This is a genomic window from Leptolyngbya sp. KIOST-1, from assembly GCF_000763385.1.
Classification (GTDB): domain Bacteria; phylum Cyanobacteriota; class Cyanobacteriia; order Phormidesmidales; family Phormidesmidaceae; genus Nodosilinea.
This window is the reverse complement of record NZ_JQFA01000004.1, coordinates 1,698,568-1,719,130: the sequence shown is the minus strand read 5'-3', so window position 1 is coordinate 1,719,130 and position 20,563 is coordinate 1,698,568. Positions and strand designations below refer to the sequence as shown.

Here is a 20,563-nt window from a genome sequence, read left to right as displayed (position 1 = left end):
CGCTTTAGCCAACGGAAATCTGCGGTTGAAAACGAGGTTTCCAAACTTTATTTTGAGCGGACAAAGCCCCCCACAACCCCTGGGTGGCCTCGTTGTAGCTGTAGCGCTGAATGTGTTGTTGGCCTGCTTTTCCCCAGTTCGGTAGCAACTGGGCTTGGCCGTCAAACGCCTGTTTCAGGCAGTTCGTTAGCGCATCGACATCCCCCGCCGCAAAAACCAGCCCCGTTTCGCCGGGTTTGACCAGATCGGCGGCACAGCCTACGCGATCGCTGACAATCACCGGCGTTCCCAGACAGAGGGCTTCGTTGACAGCCAGACCCCAGGTTTCACCCGAGCCATAGCTCGGCAGCACCAGCACATCGCCAGCGGCGTAGGTGCGCGGCATCTGACTCTGGTTTTGAAACGGAGCAAAGTAGATGTAGCCATGACCCGATGCCTGGGCCTGCTCTCTAACAGCCTCCTCTAAACTGCCAGAGCCAACAAAGAGTAGAGAAACCTGGGGCAAATCGGCCCGTAAAAACGCTTCTAGCAGATCCAGTGGTCGCTTTTTGGGAATCAGCTTTCCGGCAAACAAAACCACCCTGTGATCTGCCGGAATGCCCAGATCGCGTTTCCAAACGGCGGCCTCGCGATCGGCAGCGGCCGTCTGCGCCATAAACCGGCTGTTGTCGATCGCATGGGGTGAGAAAAACAGGCGATCGTCCCCTACACCGTGGTACCTAAAATACTCGCGGTTGGCTTGGCCGACATAGAGGCAGGCGTCAAAGTTTTTGTAGAGTTGCGTAATCCAACCCCGTTTTAAGGCCGCTTTCAAGCCCGTTTCAGGCACTAACCGATGGGAATCTCCCCGAAACAGCAGTGGGGTATCGCGCCAGGTCCACAAAAATCGGTAGAGGCTGGCATAGTTATAGTTCATCGTCAGCACCGCATCGGGTTGAAAAGCCCGCACCCGGGCTATCAGCGTTGGGTTTTGCAGGCCCCAAAAGTGGCTGGTACCCGGTCGCTTGCTGGTGTTGGGCACAAACTCATGGTCATACCCCTCCAGCAGCGGAATATCCCACTGAATCGCCTGATTAAACTGGCGATCGGCCTGCTGGGTAATGCCAAAATCCCAGAGATAAAATACCCGCAGGTTAAGGCCCGCCGTAGCGCTTAGATGCTGAAACCAGGGGGCATAGTATTGAATAGGGTGGGAGGTAATAATGGCGAGACGAAGCATGATTTTCCTCTGGTTTTAAATAACTTGTTTTTGGATAAATAGTTGTGATCAAGAACCCCGTCCAACTGTAGGGTGTATTCGCGAAGCAATGCACCGCAGAGAAGCCTTAGGCAACTATGAAGTAGGTAAACATAATTAAATGCTGTCATTTCGACCAAAGGGAGGAATCTCTGGACTTCGCCAAAGATCGAGATGTCTTGACTTCGCTTCGCTTCGCTCGACATGACAGAACTACTTTTGTTAATGTCTATCTAACTAAGTCAGTTCGTCGATCGCTCTGGGGAGATTTTGGGCTGCACTAAATAGGGGTAGGCCTGTCCCTCAAAAGCTGATTTTCCAGACCAACTGCCTGCCGTTTTAGGCCGATAGATTTTCATAAACGCATACTTGATGCCGACGATCGGCACCGACGACTGAAACAGCGTCGCAGCATAGACCCCGGCGGTCCATTCCGTTGAGGCCAGGGCCAGACTCATAATCAACACACAAAACATCATGCGAGCCGAGAAGGGGGGCGTGCCAATGGCCGCTATGGTGATCGTTCCGTAGAAGGCCCCCATAATGCCGCCAATTAAGATGCAGCCAAAGTAGCCAAAATTGGCGTAGGCCTCAGGCAATAACCCCCAGGCAATGGTCGTTTTCCAGGTCTGCTCATAGGTCTGTCGCCGCACGTGGACGTTCAACATGTGGGTACCCTCATGGCTGCGCAGTTTGTTGGGGTTGAGGATCCTTGGCACGATCAGACCGGGAATGATGGCGTAGGTTTTGCCCTCCAGGTAGGGGTAGGGTTCTGGAATTTTGGCCTGGGCCATCATCAGCATGTGGATGACGCTGGAACGCTCCACAAAGGACTCTTTTTCTTCCACCTTTTCCCATCGCTGGGGCACATGATTTTTGTTTTCCTCCGCATAGCCCTGCCACTCCTGAAACCAGGCAGCATACTGCCAGGGCTGCACAAAGTGGGGAGTATCTCCTTCCCAATATTTGTGCCGCATTTCGTGTTTGCCGTAGTGCAGCGGCAGCAGCAGAAAAATCCCCATCAGCAGGCCCACAATCGGTAGCCGCCGACCGCCGATGACAAAAGCCATCACCGATAGCAAAAACAGCGTGAGCGATGTCTTTAGAATCAGCCCAGCGGCGGCGGTGACGATGTTGGCCACCAGGGCCCAAAAAAAGATGTACTGCTTCGGGCGCGGCATGGAGTTTTGTCCGGCCCGGTAGGCCAGCACAAAAATACCCAAAAAACTCAGGCCCAGAATGATGCCCCGCACGATGGTAAACAGCTTGTCGGGGATGCCGCTCCAGCCCCCCACAACATACATGTTCAAAAATGCCCCCGCCGCCACGACGGCGATGAAAACGTTGTCGGCGGTGGCGGTTTTGAGGGCGCGGAAGGGCTTTTTAACGGTTCTTGGCGTTCTGACAATCTGCAGCCAGACGAGAATGCCGCTGGCCAAAAACAGCACCGTCGTCAGCGCCCCCCGCAGCTGAGCCTCTGGGCTGTAGGACAGCACGTTGGGGTTGGCACTCAGCAGCGGCAGACAAAAGGTCCACAGGTAGGTCAGCGAAAAAAAAGGGAACACCGGCAGCCCCTGCACCTGCCCCGCGCACCACAGGTACACCGGGTACATGCTGGCCACCCCAATCAGCAGGGCACCGATCGCAGTCTCCTGGGGCGAACTGCGCAAACTGTCCAGATTGGAGAACAGCAGCGCCGCCATCCCGGCCCAGAACAGGAGGGTCATGGCTTCGGATTTTTGACCGGGGGTGGACATGGGTGGTGGGTGGGTGAGGGGGTTGATGGGTGGATGGGTGGATGGGTGAGGGGGTAAAAGAGCCGTAGGGTGGGCACTGCCCACCACGGGGGAAACTGTTTTCTGGAAATTACCTAAAGGTGGTTGGGTTTGCTATCGTGCCACTCAACCTACAAAGTCAGAGTTAACTAACTTCTAGGCCTAGGGAGAGCGGACACAGCGATCGAATACCTGGCAGAGAGTTTGGGTCATGGCGCGGGCGGTGTAGGGGGCAAAGGCGTCCCAGTCGGTGGTGGGCGGGCTAGGTTTCGGCTGGGCCAGCAGGGTGTGCAGGGGGGCAGCGAGCTGGCGGGCGAGCTGCACTGGGGAGGTGTGGGCGTCGAAGGTGACGGCGGTGCCTGCCTGGGTCTGGTGCAGAATATCCACAACCGAACTGGCGGTGTGGAAGACAGCGAGGATCGGCTTTTTGGCCAGCACCGCCGGGTACAGCTTGGAGGCCGTGTACTGGGGGTCGCTGGAGCCGATCAGCAGCACGGCGTCGCTATCAGTCAGCAGCTTCTGTGCCTCGAAGTAGGGCACCCGCTGGGGGTGCTCGGTGACCAAGTCAGCGACCCCGCAGGCGGTGGCAATGGGTTCGATGGTTTTGAGCGCTCGTCCGGCGGGGGCATAGCTGGTGCCGATGAAGTGGAGGTGGACCCGGTCGGCTAGGTCGGGTTGCTGCGATCGCACCTGCTGCAATCCCAGCAGCAACCCCTGCACCGCTAACGCCATATCCGGCCCGCCTCGGCCCACGTAGACCCAGTGCTGGCGGCCATCGCTGGGGTCAAAGTGGGTCTGCTGTATGGGCCAGTGGGCCAGCTGGGCAAAGTCGGCCTCCGGTGCCCCAAAGGGCAGCACGGTGAACTGCTCCGGTCGCAGCCAGGGATAGCGGGCCTGCAAGGTCTGGGTGTAGGCCGCCGACACCGCCATCACCTGGCTCACCCCCGCCATCACCCGGGGCTCCCAGAAGGCGGCCAGGGCCTTATCGAGGCCGTACTTGAGGCGGCCACCGGGGCGATGCTGACCCGCCGGGGCGGCATCCACCCGCCAGGGATCTTGAAAATCGACCGCGAAGGGAACGCCAAACCGCCGCTGCCAGTAGGGGCCGAGAATCATCACCGGAAAAAGGGTGGTGGAGAAAAAGACCAGGTCGAAGGACTGCCCGGCCAGCAGGCGATCGCCCAGCCGGGCCAGGTAGGGCAGACACCGCCAGCCCACGTGGCCCAACCCCACCCAGCGGGTGATCGATTTGGGTAGCGCCCCGGCCCGGTGAATGGGCAGGGCCGGGGGCAGCGTCTGCATCAGCCACTCGTCCTGGGGGTGGGGCACGTCCTCGGGGTTGACCGTGAGAATTTCGGCCTCCCAACCCAACGCCTCCAGGTAGGGGAGGGCCGTGCGCAGGCGCTGATGGTCGGGCGCATTGACGGGCGGAAAGTGGGGGCTGACCAGCAGCACCCGCCGCCGGGGCGATCGGGGCGCATTCATGTCTACAGAAGCTAGGGAAATGGGCCGGGGGGAGACAGCAGGCATGGGCAGCACCGATGCAACGTTATTCCCAGCGTGGGGGGTCGGTGTTTGCGATCGCGTCTGCGGAGAGAGCCCAGGACTAGAAGTCCAAGGCTCAAAGCCAAAATCCTCTGAAGAGGATTGGGAGCCAAGTTCTCCAGTCTGCTTTAGCAGACTTTTGTGGTGAGCCAGGGAGTTCACTCTCCCTGGTGGTCGTAGCCGGAGTCCCTTAGCCCCTATGAGCATTTCGGGAATAGTTTGGCCATATTGACAAGGCTGGGTGGGCAGTGCCTCCCATTTGGGAAACTCTTTTCCAGAAGTCACCTCACCCGTTTTAAGTAGGTGGACAAAATTAATTGCTGTCATTCCGACCAAAGGGAGGAATCTCGGTCTCCGCCAAAGACCTAGATGTCTCGACTTCACTTCGCTCCGCTCGACATGACAGAAGTACGTTTATTCATGTCACCTACTTAATCCGCAATCCTAAGGCTCATGGATAACTTAAGCCACCGCGATCGCCGTTGCCCCAGCACGACATTGCGCCTGGTAAAGCCTTTCGTACTGACTCACAACTGCCTCGGCGGAAAAATGGCTTTCGACCCGCTGGCGGCAGTGGTGGCGATCGATCGCAGGCAGTTGCCCAATTGCCCCCACCGCCTCAGCGACGGAATTGACCAGAAAGCCATCGACCCCAGGCCGCACAATCTCGGGCAGCGACCCGCGCGGCGTGGAAATGACCGGCGTGCCGCAGGCCAGGGCCTCGGCAAACACAATCCCAAACGGCTCATCCCACTCGATGGGTACGATCATGGCGGCGGCCCGGCCCAGCAACTCGTTCTTCTGGCGGTCATCCACTGGGCCAACGTACTCGATGCCGTCTTTGCCCAGGTGGGGCGCGATTTGGCTTTCCCAATAGGTGTTACCGGCTGGGGTATCGATGCGATTGCCCGCAATCAGCAGGCGGCGGTGGGCTTTCTGGGCGGCTGCGATCGCATTGTGGGCTCCCTTAATCGGGTCCAATCGGCTGAGAAACACCAGCGGCGCATCCTCGGCCACCTGGGGCTGGAAGGTAAACTTCTCCAGCTGCACGCAGTTGTGGATTGGCTGCCACTGCCCCCCCGCAGCCCGGCCCTGGCGGCAGATGTGCTCACTACAACCGGTAAAGGTGAGGCTGCGGCCCGCCAACTGAGCCGCCCAGCGCACCGTGCGCCCAGTGGGCTGCCGTTGGTACGACATAATTTTCGGCAGTGCTGTCGGCAGCAGCGGCAGCAAGTACTGCAACCGCGAGAAACTGTGCAGCACATCCGGCTGAAACCGCTGCACCGCCTGCCACAGGGCCATTGTGTTACGCAGGGTGTCCCCAGGGGACTGGGAACTCAACCCCGGCCAGGGGTAGAAGGCATCCACCGGGCAGGTCGAGTCGCGGTGGGCCACCAGACCCACCCGGTGGCCGCGCTGCCGCAGGCCCTCTACCAGCAGATCGATGATGCGTTCAATGCCCCCGTAGAGGGTGGGGGGGACGGGGAGTTCGGGGTCGGCGGTGAGGAGGATGTTCATGGGTGGATGGGTGGATGGGTGGATGGGTGGGGGGTGGATGGGTGGATGGGTGAGGGGTGGATGGGTGGATGGGTGGGGGGTGGATGGGTGGATGGGTGAGGGGTGAAGGGGTGAAGGGGTGGTGGGGTATGGGGTATGGGGCAAACACCGTATGTCGCTAGGCAATCCGCCTGGTTGGAAGCGGGGTTATGTGATTTGGATTTGGTATGAGTGCTGGTGCTGGCTGGTTGACGTCAGATGGGGCTGGGGGCAAGGCCATCTCGGCGGCAGCCAGTAACGTTTTCTCTTCGACCTCCCAGCTAAAGCGGGATTGGGCTGCATGGCGGGCTGCTGCCTTCGCCGCCTGGAGACGGGCAGGATTGCACACCAGATCCTCAATGGCGGTGGCCAGGGCTTGCCCGTCTCCTACTGCCACTAGATGCCCGATCGCTGGGGCCTGCTGAAACACCTCTCGCTGACCGGCAGTGTCGGTGGCAATCACCGCCAGCCCGGCCTGGAGGTACTGAAACAGCTTGTTGGTCACCGTCAGGTCGCGGCTGGGCGGATCGACCTGCTCCAGGGCCAGGCCGATGTCGTTTTCGGCGATGCGGATGGGCAGCTCGTCATTGGGCACCGTGGGATGAATATGGACGTGATTGGCCCAGCCCAGCGGAATCTGGTGGGCTAGCCAGGTCTGGTTGGCGGACGAACAGGTGCCGCGCAGGTGCACCTCCACCAGCATCGTCAAATGGGGCAGCGCCTCAAACAGCAGCTCTAGCCCCCGCCCTGGCCCAATGGTTTGAGAAAACCAGTGCAATCGCAGGTTGCTATAGGTGCGAACCTGGGGCTGCTCAAGCTTCACCTGGGGGAAAACGTTGTACACCACCGTCGGCGGGGTAACGTCGTAGTGACGGGCGATCGCCTCGGCCATGGCCTGGGACGTTGTCAGGCGGTAGCCGCAGTGGCGCAGCAGGTCCGCTTCCAACTCGCCCAGCCACTGAAGGGGGCGCTGCTGGCGGGCGGCGGGCAGCAGATCGTGAGAAAACCAGTCCTCAAAATCGACCCCCACGGCGTAGCCCTGACGCAGGAGCTGCTGCCCCACCCATAGCCCCGCTTCGGAATGCACAATGGTCAGATCCGCTCGGTGGGTCTGGGCGAATTGCAGCATCCGCCGAGCACCATAGCCCAGCAGCGCTGGGGTAGCGAGGCCAAAGCGGCCAAACAACCGTCGGGCCAGGTTGGCCTGCAACCGCACCCCCAGGCGGCTGCGCCGTCCGGGGCGAAAATCCAGCACCGGGCAGAACGTCCAGGCCCTGTCCTGCAGCAAATCCTGGTCCCGGCGCACCAGGTCTGGGTCAAACCAGACCCCGGCCACCGTCACCTTGTGACCAGCGGCGGCCAGGGTGTCGGCCTCCTTTTGTGGTCGGGGGGCGGTGCAGCAGTGGCCCCCAATCAAAATCAGGATTCTTGCCATTGGGGCTTCTCCAGTTGGGGTACGCTCTCTTCGCGGTCTGGTTTCGGCACCATGCGCCCCAAGGCCACCCGGCGATAGCCCCACTGGTTAATGAAGAGCTGAGCGTAGCGGGCTTGCTGCCACCCCAACCACCGGGCCGCCAGCTGAAAGCAGGGGCCACCCATTGGTCGTTCGGTGGCTCCTCCCAGCTGGCGCACCTGGCGGGCGGCCAGATTGCGCAGCGACGGCACCGCCGGAAACACCTCGTAGATAAAGCGCTGCATCAGATTGGCGCAGACCTGCCGGGTGCGATCGCTGTCCTCTGCCGCCAGCAGATGCTGGCACTGGGAGGCAATCGCTCGATACTGCGAAGCCCAGGCCTCAGCCGTTTTGCGACCGCTGAGGCTGCCGTCGTTGCCCGATCGGTAGTAGCTGCGGGCGGTGGCACAAAAGCGCACCCCCCGGCTGGCCAGCACCACCCGGGCAAAGTATTCGCCATCGTCGTTCAGCGACAGCGACTCCTGCCAGGGGCCAGCGGCTTGAATCAGGCGGCGCGGCACCAGCCAGGCGGCGGGGTGCATCATCCAGTGGCCCGACCAGGCACAGACCAACCAGTCCACCGGGTCCATATCCTGCCACGGCGGTTCCGGGGTAAAGATGGCCGTCTCGGGCTGGTGGCGAAACCGGGCCCAGGCCCCGGCGATCAGACAGTCGGGGTGGGTCTCCAGCAGCGCCATCTGCCGCTCAATCTTGTCGGGGGCCAGCAGGTCATCGGCATCGAGGAACTGAATCACATCGCCCTGGGCCATCTCCAGCGCACAGTTGCGGGCGGCGGCGGCCCCCCGGTTGCGCTGGGCCACAATCCGCAGGTTGGGATGGTCGAACTGGCTGGCTACGGTCAGGCTTTCGTCGGTCGAGCCGTCGTCCACCAGAATGACTTCGAGCTGGGGCCAGGTCTGCCCCAGGGCCGAGTCTAGCGTTGCGGCCAGCCAGGGCGCGGCGTTGTGGCTGGGAATGAGTATGGAAACGAGGGGTTTCATCGGTATGCCATTGCAGATATACGGCGTATGCAAGCCAGCCCAGGCACGGCGGTCTCTAGGGTGTTAGGTGGCTGGATGCGGTCTAGTTGACTGTTCTTACCGTGACCCCACCGGGTTGGCGAACCTGTATAAGAACCGAGGAAAAGATGTATGCGATGTCTGAAGCGATCTCCTCAACTCCGTTTCTAATTTGGTGTGGGGCAAACGGTTGTTTGCCCCACACCGAAATGTTCTTCCGTAGAGGCAAATGGCTGTTTGCCCCTTGCAGAGATGCCCTTTTTGAGAAATCGCCTACCCCTTCAAAATGTGCCGCCAGCCGTAGCGGAAGTACCAGGGTTTGGAGTCGGCGACGTAGTGGTGCATTTGGGCTTGCGGATCAATAACTTCCGCCTCGCTGGGCATGACCACATAGTCCTTAGCGGGCATCACGCAGCAGTCCGATTGGGCCATCACCATGGCGATTAGCCCCTGCTCCTGGTAGTAGTGGGAGCCCACCTGCTCGATCTGGGTGCGGCACCAGTGCTCTAGCTCGTCCCAGTCGAGGGCGTCGCTCTGCAATCCGGTGATGCCGACGTTGATCTGCTCTGGAATGGGCACCCCCGCCAGCTGCTCCATCAGCTCCGGGGAATAGCCGTAGGAGGTTTCCACATCCACCATGTGGCAGGGGGTTTGGGGATTTTGCAGCCAGCCCAGCAGGGCCGTGGGCGGGCGAAAGAAGAGCATATCTGAGTCGAGCACCAGCTTCCAGCCAGTGGTACCGGCGTGGATATCAGTGAGTTTGCGCAGGTTGGGGTATTCTTCACGGCGCGATCGCAGAGTTGGATACCGCTCCCAGGGCAGCACCGCATTCAGCCGAGTTTCAATTTCGGTGGCCAGCACAAACCTGACCGTAGGACAAACCTGCCGAATCAAGGTTTGATAGCGACGGGACAGAGTGCCATCGTCTACCACCACCAGCTGCACATTGAGATCGGTCTGCAACGCCAGCGAATAAAAGCAAAACACGGTCTGGTACCAGAATTTGCGCCCGCTGAGGTAGTAGACCTCCAGCGGTGGCCCAGAGCGGGGGGCCAGGGGTGGCAGGGCGGCGGCGGCCCGCTCCATCTGCCGCTGGGCATGGGCCAGATCGGCCAGGCGGCTCAGCCCCACCCTGCGCCAGCGCTGCACAAATTGGCGCGGCTGGTGATACAGGCGGTAAAGGGCCACCCCCAGGCCCAACTGCTTGGCCCAGTGGCTGGCGTGGGAAGTTAACGAGGTCATAGCGCTACCAAAGTTAGGACTGGGATGAGGATAAACGGGCCTGCCCGGCCAAAATGCCGCAGATGCCGCGCCAGCGCACGTAGGCCGCCGCACTTTGCCAGGGCCGCAGCCGCAGCCAGGCCTGCGCCTGGCGCAGGCCCACCGTCCAGGGGGCAATGGCGGGCCACAGCCGAATGCCATGCAGATCCAGCACCTGGACCCAGGATTGGCTGGCGGCAAAGTTGAGGCGGGCCAGGTAGTCGGGCTGTAGCCGCCTGGCCGCAATCAGGTGGATGAGCTGAAGCTGAGGTAGATAGGCCCCATCCCAGCCCCGGTTGAGCAGGGTCAGTACGATGTCGTTATCTTCCCCAGACACCAGGTTTTGCCCCGTGCGCCCCAACCCCAGCCGGGCGGCGTCATCCCCCAGGCTGGCCCAGTAGTCGGCAAAGGCGGCCAGCCGCAGCGCCATGCCCGCTCCGGCTGGGGCCTGGTCGGGGTAGTGCTGGCAGGGGCTACCGCCGGGGATCAGGGTGGCCGTATCGCCGAAGTCGCGCAGGGCCAGCATGGAGTAAAACTCGGGCAGCCAGGCGGGGGGAGCCGCTTCAAACTCGGGCAGGGCTTTCCCGGCGGCCACCCCCAGCTGGGGATATTGGCTAAAGGCCTGCTGGACCTGCTCCAGGTAATCGGCAGCGAGCACGTTGTCGTCGTCCACGTAGACGAGAACTTCGGCCTGGGCCTCCCGAAACCCCCGCTGGCGGGCCCGGGTGAGGCCCAGGTGGGGTTCGAGCACCACGCGGCCCTGGGGATGCCAGCTTAAGTCTAGACGGGGGGCGAGGGGCGGGGTGCTGGCGTTGTCGATGACAATCAGCTCCCACTGGCTGAGGGCCAGGGTTTGCCCCTGGAGTGCCGCCAACACCCGCTCCAGGTAGTCGGCACGGGGGTTGTGGGTGCAGAGAATGACGGTGAGTTGATGCGCCATGGCGGTGGCCTAGAGTCCTTGGAGTGAGGGGGACGGGTTGGGGATGGCGATCGCATTCAGCCTGCCCCCTTCGCCAATGGCGCGATCGCTCACCGATCGCGCCCCGAGGGCCTGCCGGCGGGCAATCGCCCGCCGGTAGCTGGCCTCTTGGGTTGCCCCGATCGGCTCCAGGGAGTAGTGGCTGAGAACGCGATCGCGGGCGGCGCGGCCCAGCTCCTGGCGCTGCTGGGGATGATCGAGCAGGTCGATCACAGCCTGGGCCAGGGGGGCGGGGCGGCGGGGCGGCACCAGGCGGCCCACCCGGCCCTGATCCAGCAGTTCGGCCATGCCCCCCGCTGAGCTGGCCACAATGCCGCGGCCTGCGGCCATGGCCTCGGTGCACACCAGGCCAAAGCTCTCCCAGCGGCTGGGGAAGACGCAGATATCGGTGGTGGCCAGGTAGTGGGGAATGCGATCGAGGGGCACCCCGCCGGTAAACTCTAGGGCCTGGCGGTGGCGGGGCAGGGTGCGCTCTAGGTACTGCTGCATGTTCAAGCCGGGCCGGGGCGAGTTCCAGGCTGGCCCCACAAACCGAAATTTCACCTGGGGATGGCGGCGAAGGATGGCGGGAATGGCTTTACCCAGCTCCACCACTCCCTTGCGCAGCTCTAAGCGACCCAGAAAGGTCACCACCTGGGTATCGGTATCGAGAGGAATAGCCAGCAGATCGGGGCTGGGCAGATAGGGGTAGGGCACTGACGCCACTAGAGCCGGATCTAGCTTCCAGTCAGTGAGAATGCGCTGGCCGATCGCCTGGGAGGGAGCCGCGATTTCGTCGGCCTCGTGGGCGTGGCGACATTCTGGGTCGGCGGCGGGGTCGTAGGGGGGGCGACGCTTGGGCCACTGGCCCCGGCGCAGGGCTCCCAGGGTCATGCGGGTTTTGGCCTGCCAGGTTTGCAGCGGGTTGCCCAGCATCTCCAGCACGTACTGGGGGGTGTGCAGCTTCAGCACCAAGGGAATGTCGGGCACGTAGCGGAGGGCCACGGCGGCCTCGGCCCCGCAGTCTGGCCCTTCTAGCACATCAAACTCAAGGACGCGGTGGCGATCGCAAAACACCCGCCCCACCCGCTCTGGAAACCCGTGGCGGTCTACCCCCTGGAGCCGGTGCACCATCACCCCTCCCTCCAGGGTGGTGTGGGTGGTCAGGGGGCCGTCGGTGGCGCGGCCCCCGGCAAACACCTCCACCTGGTGGCCCCGCTGGCTGAGCATGGTGGCCGCCTGGCGCACGTAGGTGGCAATGCCGCCAAAGGCCGTATCGGGGGGATATTCGTAGCTGATAAAGGCAATTTTCATAGCGGGCTCAATAGGTAACGAGGGTACCGGACTGGGAAACGCGAACAATGCCGTGGTCGGGGCGGTAGGCCGCCATCGCCCGGTGCACAATGGCCGGATGCACCTCAAAGCTGAACACATCCTCAGCTTCCAGGTAGGTTTCCGGGTCGTTGGCGCGAAACATAAAGACGCTGGCCCGATACTGACCGGGCAGCAGCTGCAAGCGATCCAGGTTGAAGGTGACCTCCACCATCGACTGAATCGGGAAGGGATCAATCCCCTCCTCGGGGCTGCAAATGCTGGAAATCAAGATGCCCAGGGCGTCATAGATGCGGACGACTACGGCGGCATCGGCCATCGGCTGCTGGGCGCGAAACACCAGCCGCAGCCGGTAGTCGCGATCGAACACCGGAGCCTGGGTGCGAACGCCCTCGGCATCTTGCAAAGCCATATCCACCAGCGAAATGCCGTGGCGGCTCACTTGCCCCAGCTGGCTGCTCGCCACCGGAGCGGCATTCAGGTAGCGGCTCACCACCTGCTCGGCGCTGCCCGCCAGCAGCAGTTCGCCCTGCTGCATGTAGAGAGCCGAGGTGCACAACTGCCGCACCGCCGCCATGTTGTGGCTGACAAATAGCACCGTGCGACCGCTGTGGGCCACATCCTGCATCTTGCCCAGGCACTTGTTCTGGAACTGGGCATCGCCCACCGCCAGCACCTCATCCACAATCAAAATTTCGGGCTCCAGGTGGGCCGCTACCGCAAAGGCCAGCCGCACGTACATACCTGAGGAGTAGCGCTTGACCGGAGTATCGAGAAACCGCTCCACCTCGGCAAAGGCGACAATCTCGTCAAACTTGCGGCGAATCTCGGCCTTGCCCATGCCCAGAATGGCCCCGTTGAGAAAGATATTCTCCCGCCCGGTCAGCTCGGGGTGAAAGCCGGTACCCACCTCCAGCAGACTGGCCACCCGGCCCCGCATGCGAATCTGCCCCGCCGTGGGTTCCGTAATCCGGCTGAGGATTTTCAACAGGGTGGATTTGCCAGCGCCGTTGCGCCCGACAATGCCGACGCGATCGCCCTGGTTGATTTCAAAGGACACATCCTGCAAGGCCCAAAAGGCTTCCTCGGGCTCAGCGGCACGGCGACGGCGCGGCGACAACCGCTGCCGCAGGTGGCGGCCACCCCGGCTGAGGGTGTCCCGCAGCGACTGGTACTTTTCCCCCTGGGAGCGGCCCAGGACGTAGCGTTTGCTCAGGTTTTCGACTTGGATGACGGGGTAGGACATGGGGGGATGGGGAGTGGATGGGTGGGTGGGTGGATGGGTGGATGGGTGGGTGGGTGGATGGGTGGATGGGTGGATGGGTGGATGGGTGGATGGGTGGGTGGGTGGATGGGTGGATGGGTGGATGGGTGGATGGGTGGATGGGTGGATGGGTGGATGGGTGGATGGGTGGATGGGTGGATGGGGAATGCGTAGGGGCAGACCCATGTGTCTGCCCTGAATGGGTTTGGGATGAATAGGGTTTTAGGTTGCGGGTATTGGGTTACGGGTTGAGGGCTTCAGGTTGAAGGCCGACACCTTGCACCTTGCAGCTGATACCTTTCCCCGTCCTCAAATCACATCGGCAAACGTGCGTTCGTAGGCGCGGAAGTAGCGGATGCCATACCAGAGTAGGAACAGCACCAGGCCCACGGACAGGCTAAAGCCGGGCAGGTAGAGGGACGAGTCGCCGAGGATGGCCCAGCGGAAGCCGTCGATCACCCCCACCATGGGGTTGAGGGAGTAGAGCCAGCGCCACTGCTCGGGCACTACCGAGCTGCTGAAGCCGACCGGGGAAATGTAGAGGCCAAACTGCAAAATGAAGGGCACCACGTAGCGAAAGTCGCGGTATTTGACGTTGAGGGTGGCCAGCAGCAGACCTGCCCCCATGGCGGCGGCGAAGGCAATGGCGATGAAAAAGGGCAGGGTAATAATCCGCCAGCTGGGCACAAAGTCGTAGACCACCATCAGCCCCAGCAGAATAATGCCAGAGATGAAAAAATCGACCAGGCTGACAATTACGGCGCTGGTGGGCACCACCAGGCGGGGAAAATACACCTTAGAAATTAAATTGGCGTTGGAAATTAGGCTGTTGCTGCACTCGGCTAGGGCGTTGGCAAAAAATTGCCAGGGCAGCATACCCGCAAACACCAAAATTGGGTAGGGCACGCCGTCGGAGGGCAGCTGGGCAATTTTGCCAAACACCACGGTAAAGACCACCATGGTCAAAAATGGGCGAATTAAGGCCCAGATAATGCCAATGGCCGTCTGCTTGTAGCGCACTAAAATATCGCGCCAGGCCAAAAAATAGAACAGTTCTCGGTAGCGCCAGAGGTCTTGCCAGTACTGGCGCTGGGTGCGGCCAGCGGCAATTACAAGTTCGGCAGAGGGGTCACGCATAGGAAGGGGCCGGGAGAGGAATCTAGTCCTACGGTGGAAGGGGGATGATTGCGATCGCGTCTGCGCTAAAGTCCACGTTCAAAATCGGTTTAATTACGCTCCAGTTGTCTCCGCGAATCTACTGAAATTCAAGGATTTGAGCGGATTTAGGATCGCCTTTTGAGAAAAGGGAAGAGAGCCATCAGCCCCATCAGTATTCATGCCTTCTCTTCCCTTCACCTCCCACCCTCAGCGCCGCTGGCTGGCCCTATCGCTGGGGGTGGCCGTGGCCTGGGGCGGTGGCCTCTCCTCCGCCAGTCTCGCTACCACCATGGAGGCCGCCACATTCCCAAGCCAGCCCCTCAACCCCAGCCGTTCAGCTCCGGAGCTGCTGCCCGGCCAGCCCCAGCCGCCCCTGGTGTACCCTCTGGATGCCTATCGCCTGACCGTGGGCGACATTGTCTATGTGATCGTCGCCAATGTGCCCGACTACAGCGGCACCTTTCAGGTCATGCCCGACGGCTCGCTCAACCTGCCCGTGCTGGGGCGTGTGGAGGCCTGGGGCAAAACCCTGACCGACGTTGAGCAAGCGATCACCGAGGGCTATGCCACCGCCGAGATCTTGGTGGAGCCGCGCATTACCGTCACCCTGTCGCAGCTCAGTCCGCTGCGGATCGCCGTCATTGGCGAAGTGGGCCAGCCCGGAGCTTACTCGCTATCGCCCGAGCAGGGGCGGCTGCCCACCCTGGCTATGGCCCTGGATGCGGCGGGCGGCATTACCCAACGCACCGACTTGCGATCTATCCAGGTGCGGCGGGTCAACCCCGATAACCGGCAGGAAACCACCATCACCGTCAGCCTGTGGGATCTGCTCACCCAGGGCGATCGCAGCCAGGACATTCCTTTGCGCGATGGCGACACCATTGTGGTGCCTCAGGCGGAGGCCGTCACCGTGGCCACCGTCCGCGAGCTGGCCGGGTCTACGTTTTCGGGCGGGGCGATGCGGGTCAACATCGTCGGCGAGATTGCCTCCCCCGGCGTGATCGAAGTGCCCCCCGACACCTCGGTCTCCGAGGCGCTGCTGCTAGCGGGCAGCTTTACCCGGCGATCGCGGCGGGTGGATGTGCAGCTGCTGCGCCTCAACCCCGACGGTACGGTGACTCAGCGATCGCTGCCCGTGGACTTTGCCAGCGCCATCAACGACGAAACCAACCCCCTGCTGCAAGACCGCGATGTGATTTTGGTGGGCCGCAACTGGTCGGCAGCCCTCGGCGACTCCATCGGCACCGTGCTGCAACCGCTGTCCGACGCGTCCTCCCTGCTCAACCTCTTTTTGCCCTTCCTCCTGCTTCGATAATTCACCCCTTGGGTGCACCATCTACCATGACTCAAAACCTAGACATCACCGCCAATTCTCCCCCCGCCGCCCCCGCTTCTCCCCCGGCGCTGGAGGGCGATCCGGGCTCTACCGTGGGCATTGTGCTGGGGGTCGTGCGCCGCAAGCTCTGGCTGATGCTGGCCCTGGGGCTGGTCGCCAGTGCCCTGTCGGTGGTCAAAAACGCCCAGGTGGTGCCGGTCTACCAGAGCAGCTTTCGCCTGCTGGTGGAGCCGGTGCGCGAGCAGCGCAATCTCTCCCGCCTCACCGACACCCAGCAGGGCACTAAACCCCAGGAGCTGGACTACATCACCCAGGTGGAGGTGCTGCTCAGCCCCGAAACCCTGACCCCCATTCTGGCCGAGGCCCAAAAGCGCTACCCCGAAGCCACCTACGACGGGGTGATTGGCCAGCTCAACGTGTACCGCCTGGGGGAAACCAAAATTTTGGAGGTGCAGTACACCAACAGCAACCCCGAAAAGGTCAAAGCGGTGCTGGAGGCGATCGCCCAGGGCTACCTGAAATACAGCCTGGAGTCCCAGCGATCGCAGCTGCTCCAGGGCATCGCCTTTGTCGATGAGCGGCTGCCGCTGATTGAAAATCGAGTCAACAGTCTGCACCAGGAAATTCAGGACCTCCAGCAGAACTACCAATTTTTGGAACCCGACGACTTCGCCAATGAGCTGTTCAAACAGACGGCCCAAATTGATCAGACCCGCCAGGGGCTGCGGGACGAGTTTATCGCCCTGGAATCGCAGTACAACGCCCTGCTCGATCAGGCCAGCGTTTCGGCCGCCCTGCGCCAGTCCGAGGCCTACGAAACCCTGCGCCAGGAGTACCAGGTGCTGCGCCAGCAGCTGGCCGTGGAGTCGGCCCGGTTTGGCCCCAACAGCCCCACCATTCAGCTGATTCAGCGGCAGCAGAGCAACCTGGCCCCCCTGCTGTTTGAGGAGGCCGAACGGGTGATTCAGGGGCAGATCGCCCAGCTGACGGATGCGATGGAGGTGATCTCGGCCCAGGACCAGGAGTTAGCCCGCCGGGAGAACGCCCTCCAGCAGCAGCTCCAGGCGGTGCCCAGTGTGTCTCGCCGCTACCAGGAACTCCAGCGCGAGCTGCTGCTGGCCACCAACAGCCTCACCCGCTTTCGCGAAACCAAGGAGGTCTTGCAGATTCAGGCCTCCCAAAACGAAATTCCCTGGGAGCTGATCACCCCCCCCGCCAATGCCCGCCGCAAGCCGGGCACCAGCCCGGTCAAGTCGCTGGTGAGCGGCTTTTTGATGGGGGCGGTGCTGGGGCTGGCCCTGGGCTACCTGATCGAAAAACTGGCCAACACCTACTACACCCTCGACGACCTCAAAAAGCGGGTACCCCTCCCCATTCTGGGCGCGATTCCGCTACACCCAGAGCTGATCGATGCCGCCCCCGATGCCCACGTGGTCGATCTCCGCGCTGGGCCTGCCGCCACCTCCCTATCCGCCGATGCAGAGGCCCTGAAAACCCAGCTCAAGACCATGATCAGCCCCAAGCTGAGCAACTGGCAGGACTACGTTTTGCAGGCCAAAACCACCAACCCGGCGGCCCTGGCCATTGGTGACCCAGCCAGCAATGGCCAGGACACCAGTGACCAGGGCACCAATGGCCACCAGCCCGTTGCCCCCGAGGCCAACTCCCCCGCCGAGCGCTGGCTGATGGAGTACGACAGCTACGGGTTTTTGGAGGCGTTTCGGGCACTCAATGCCAATCTGGGAACCTTTTCGCTGCGATCGCTGGTTATAACCTCGGCCCTGCCCGGTGAGGGGGCCACCACCGTCGCCGTCCACCTGGTTCAGGCCGCCGCCGCCATGGAGCGCAAAGTGCTGCTGGTGGATGGCCAGTTCCGCCGGGGCGGCACCCGCCTGAGTTCGCTGCTGGGCATCGGGTCAGAACCCGGCCTCAGCAACTACATCAACGGCACCGCCACCCTCAACGACATCACCCAGCGCCTCTCCTGGGAAGCCAACCTGTTTGCCATCAGCTCCGGCACCGCCGCCCTGGACCCCACCCGTCTGCTGTCGTCCTCCCGCATGAAAGACCTGATGGCGCGGATGGAGAAAAACTTTGACCTGGTGGTCTACACCATGCCCCCGCTGATGGGGCTGGCTGATGTGGGGCTGGTGGCGGCCAAGACCGACGGCGTTTTGCTGGTCACCTCCCTCGGTCGCCGCAACATTGCCGATGCCCTCAAACGCACCCTGGAGCGTATGCAGATCGCCCGCGTGCCGGTGGTCGGGCTGGTGGTGAACAAAGTGAAGAACTATGAGGTGGATTTCTACGCTAAGTCGGCTTGAGGAGGGGGGTGGGTTGCGGTTTACGGTTCACGGTTTACGGTTCACGGTTTACGGTTTTTGGTTTGGGGTTTCAGGGTTCACGTTTGGGATGTTGCTGGTCAGCGGGATGGTATGGCCCCCTAACCCCCCAAATCCTGGGGGGAGTAGAAAGCTCAAAATCCCCCAGAACTCGGGGATTTAAGGGGGCGATGCAAGGATGTCAAGTTTACAAATTCATTACTCAATTCAGCAACGCCCAAAGTTTGTCCTCATACCCGCCACCCGCCACCTCTCACCCGCCACCCCACCCCCCACCCACCCCCGATCGCCCCAACCCCCGATAGCTCAGCACCGCCAGCGCCACCAGGGTAAAGATCTGCCCCCCGCTGGGGCCGTGCCAAAACTGAAAGGCCGCCCCATCGCCGACCACGGCGGCCATGATCGCCACCCGCACAACGCTGAGCAGGGCGGCGATCGCCACCGACCAGCCCCCCAGTGCAGGCAGCCTCTGCCAGTGGGTGATCGCCGCCAGCAGCACCGACACCTGGAGCAGCAGGCCCAGCAGCGCCGCGCCCGTACAGGCAAACTCCACGTTGACCGTGCCGGTGGGCAGTTGAATGAGGCTGTCTGTCTGCACCACCTCAAACCCCAGGTAGTGGAGGCCAAAGGCCGCGATCGCCGCCGTCGTCACCCGCAGGGGCAAGTCCACAACCGTCTCCAGCAGCAGCGGCAGAGCCCGGGGCGGCACCGACATCGCCAGCACCAGCGCCCAGACTGGCCCTTGGCCCTGCCACCGCCGCCCCAGCAGGCACCAACTGGCCCAGGTCAGGATGGGAAACAGCCGCACCACCGCCCTCGCGATCGCCGGGTCTGAACCCAGCAGGGGCCAGGCCACCAGGCCAACCAGCCCGATCGCGACGACCCCCAGCCACTGAGGCGATCGCCCCAGCCGGTCAACCCCCTGCTGGCGCACCTGGGCCGCGATCGCCGCCCAGAACAGCAGGCTCAGCACCGCCTGATCCAGGTTCCCTGTCACCGCCACAATCAAAGCCAAATGCAGACCCATCAGCCCCAGGCCCATCGGCCAGAGGGGGCGAGAGCCTGCCAACGAACTCGAAACCGAAAACCAGGGCAGGAGGGACTTGAGCATGCCAGCACGCCAGATAGGCAACAACAGAAAATAGTCAGGCCGCCAGCACCATGGCGGCACTGTTCAGCAGAGCACTAGCGAATCCGGTGCTGCATTCGCTTGGGACGGCGGCCCAGCAGGCGGCTGATGCGACGACCAAAAACCGTAGCCGGGTTGACCTGGGGCCTGTTGTCGGTGGTCAGGGCCCCCTGCCCCCGGCGCGCCCAGCCGCTGATCAACCAGGCATAGAGGAACAAAAAGCTGCCCAAAAAGCTTTCCGAAACCAGCTTCAAGCTGTTTTTAATCAGATTTTGCTTCACATTGGCGCGGGCTTGATTGGCCCTGGTGTCAGCCTGCTCCTTCGCTTTGGTGACGTTCTCTAAAATTTGGGCGCGGGCATCTTCGGGGCTGAGCGCGGAATTGGGAGACGAGAGCAGGCTTTGCAATTGCTGGGGGGTGGCCTGCTCCAGTTCAGCCCAATTGGCCTCAAGCTGCTGACGCTGCTGATTTGTCTGAGTGGCTATCTGCTCGTTGTTGAACTGATGAATTCGCAGGGTGTTTGCCACCGTTAGCGGAATTAACAAAAACAGAATCACGCTCAATACCAGCGTCAGCCAGGAAAAAAACTTGAGTAGCGGCCATTCAATCGGTTGGCGCTCCGTTCCGTCGCCGCCAAACACCAGCACAAGGGCCAGCAGCGGCACCGGCACCAGCCGAATCAGGTTGCCGACAAACTGGTATTCCCACACCGGGTCCATGAACTTAGCAGGGATCAGAATATAGAGAAAATCAATGAACGAGATCAGCAGCAGACCGTAGCCCACCACCCTGGCCAGCCGAAATAGGTAGCCTATGGCCATGGGTTGTGCCATAGCCTCAGCGGGGGGGGAGGGGGGGGCCGTATCGGCTGCGGGTGGGACAACTCGCCGGGGAGGGTTGGCCTGGGCAGCAGCCTTCGGCCTGGGGAATGAAGCCATAGCAGTCTCTTGGTAACGGGTTAAGCCCACCCTAGGGAGAACGTGTTTGCGTTCTGGTTCGCTTTAAAGGCTTTTTGGGCACTGTTAACTATCCCCTCGCTGTGGTGAAGAACGGTGAAGGAGATGTTCGGGCAATTCCCCCTGTAGGAATACTGAGTGATATTGCAAGTCAAAAAGTTCGGCAAATTCCCGGATTTGGTGATGTGAAAAACAACATTATCAGGGAGTAAAGAAAAATCTGGATCGCACAGGGAGGGGAACCAGAGCCTCAGGAATGCAAA

The 20,563-nt window shown here is 61.9% G+C and carries 15 protein-coding genes; 2 read left to right on the top strand and 13 right to left on the bottom strand.

Annotated features, from left to right (window positions below):
• Nucleotides 1-4: 4 nt before the first annotated feature.
• From NF78_RS24635 to NF78_RS24585, 11 genes are all read right to left on the bottom strand, one after another.
• Nucleotides 5-1,219: a glycosyltransferase family 4 protein gene (locus NF78_RS24635; RefSeq protein ID WP_052050913.1), complete on the bottom strand. Its 1,215-nt coding sequence runs from the start codon at nt 1,217-1,219 to the stop codon at nt 5-7.
• 260 nt (nt 1,220-1,479) lie between these two features.
• Complete coding sequence (locus NF78_RS24630; RefSeq protein ID WP_052050912.1) at nt 1,480-2,994, bottom strand: hypothetical protein; 1,515 nt, start codon at nt 2,992-2,994, stop codon at nt 1,480-1,482.
• Nucleotides 2,995-3,174: 180 nt separating this feature from the next.
• The gene (locus NF78_RS24625) at nt 3,175-4,542 is read right to left on the bottom strand and encodes a glycosyltransferase (protein ID WP_081972907.1); all 1,368 of its coding nucleotides are present in this window, start codon (nt 4,540-4,542) and stop codon (nt 3,175-3,177) included.
• A gap of 477 nt (nt 4,543-5,019) precedes the next feature.
• Nucleotides 5,020-6,219: a glycosyltransferase gene (locus NF78_RS24620; protein WP_263970689.1), complete on the bottom strand. Its 1,200-nt coding sequence runs from the start codon at nt 6,217-6,219 to the stop codon at nt 5,020-5,022.
• 13 nt (nt 6,220-6,232) lie between these two features.
• The gene (locus NF78_RS24615; protein ID WP_052050911.1) at nt 6,233-7,528 is read right to left on the bottom strand and encodes a glycosyltransferase; all 1,296 of its coding nucleotides are present in this window, start codon (nt 7,526-7,528) and stop codon (nt 6,233-6,235) included.
• Nucleotides 7,513-8,547, bottom strand: coding sequence for a glycosyltransferase family 2 protein (locus NF78_RS24610; RefSeq protein ID WP_035992569.1), 1,035 nt, complete (start codon nt 8,545-8,547; stop codon nt 7,513-7,515). The genes NF78_RS24615 and NF78_RS24610 overlap by 16 nt, the downstream gene beginning before the upstream one ends.
• A gap of 291 nt (nt 8,548-8,838) precedes the next feature.
• Nucleotides 8,839-9,807, bottom strand: coding sequence for a hypothetical protein (locus NF78_RS24605; RefSeq protein ID WP_035992567.1), 969 nt, complete (start codon nt 9,805-9,807; stop codon nt 8,839-8,841).
• A 13-nt stretch (nt 9,808-9,820) separates the two neighbouring features.
• On the bottom strand, nt 9,821-10,765 hold the full coding sequence (locus NF78_RS24600) for a glycosyltransferase (protein ID WP_035992565.1): 945 nt from the start codon (nt 10,763-10,765) through the stop codon (nt 9,821-9,823).
• A 9-nt stretch (nt 10,766-10,774) separates the two neighbouring features.
• Nucleotides 10,775-12,097, bottom strand: coding sequence for a glycosyltransferase family 4 protein (locus NF78_RS24595; protein WP_072016241.1), 1,323 nt, complete (start codon nt 12,095-12,097; stop codon nt 10,775-10,777).
• A 7-nt stretch (nt 12,098-12,104) separates the two neighbouring features.
• Complete coding sequence (locus tag NF78_RS30040) at nt 12,105-13,565, bottom strand: ABC transporter ATP-binding protein (protein WP_318655508.1); 1,461 nt, start codon at nt 13,563-13,565, stop codon at nt 12,105-12,107.
• A gap of 123 nt (nt 13,566-13,688) precedes the next feature.
• Nucleotides 13,689-14,516: an ABC transporter permease gene (locus NF78_RS24585; protein WP_035992561.1), complete on the bottom strand. Its 828-nt coding sequence runs from the start codon at nt 14,514-14,516 to the stop codon at nt 13,689-13,691.
• A gap of 199 nt (nt 14,517-14,715) precedes the next feature.
• On the opposite strand from NF78_RS24585, the gene NF78_RS24580 reads away from it, so the two are divergent.
• Both NF78_RS24580 and NF78_RS24575 read left to right on the top strand, forming a co-directional pair.
• Nucleotides 14,716-15,852 (top strand): SLBB domain-containing protein, encoded by a 1,137-nt coding sequence (locus NF78_RS24580; protein ID WP_035992560.1) that lies wholly within the window; start codon nt 14,716-14,718, stop codon nt 15,850-15,852.
• A 26-nt stretch (nt 15,853-15,878) separates the two neighbouring features.
• Nucleotides 15,879-18,197 carry a polysaccharide biosynthesis tyrosine autokinase gene (locus NF78_RS24575; protein WP_035992558.1) on the top strand — a complete coding sequence of 773 codons (2,319 nt, stop codon included), beginning with the start codon at nt 15,879-15,881 and terminating at the stop codon, nt 18,195-18,197.
• 271 nt (nt 18,198-18,468) lie between these two features.
• On the opposite strand, the gene NF78_RS24570 is transcribed toward NF78_RS24575, so the two are convergent.
• Together NF78_RS24570 and NF78_RS24565 are read right to left on the bottom strand one after the other, a co-directional pair.
• On the bottom strand, nt 18,469-19,326 hold the full coding sequence (locus NF78_RS24570) for an archaeosortase/exosortase family protein (RefSeq protein ID WP_035992556.1): 858 nt from the start codon (nt 19,324-19,326) through the stop codon (nt 18,469-18,471).
• A gap of 74 nt (nt 19,327-19,400) precedes the next feature.
• Nucleotides 19,401-20,177 (bottom strand): HpsJ family protein, encoded by a 777-nt coding sequence (locus NF78_RS24565; RefSeq protein ID WP_156119958.1) that lies wholly within the window; start codon nt 20,175-20,177, stop codon nt 19,401-19,403.
• Between the last annotated feature and the right edge of the window lie 386 nt (nt 20,178-20,563).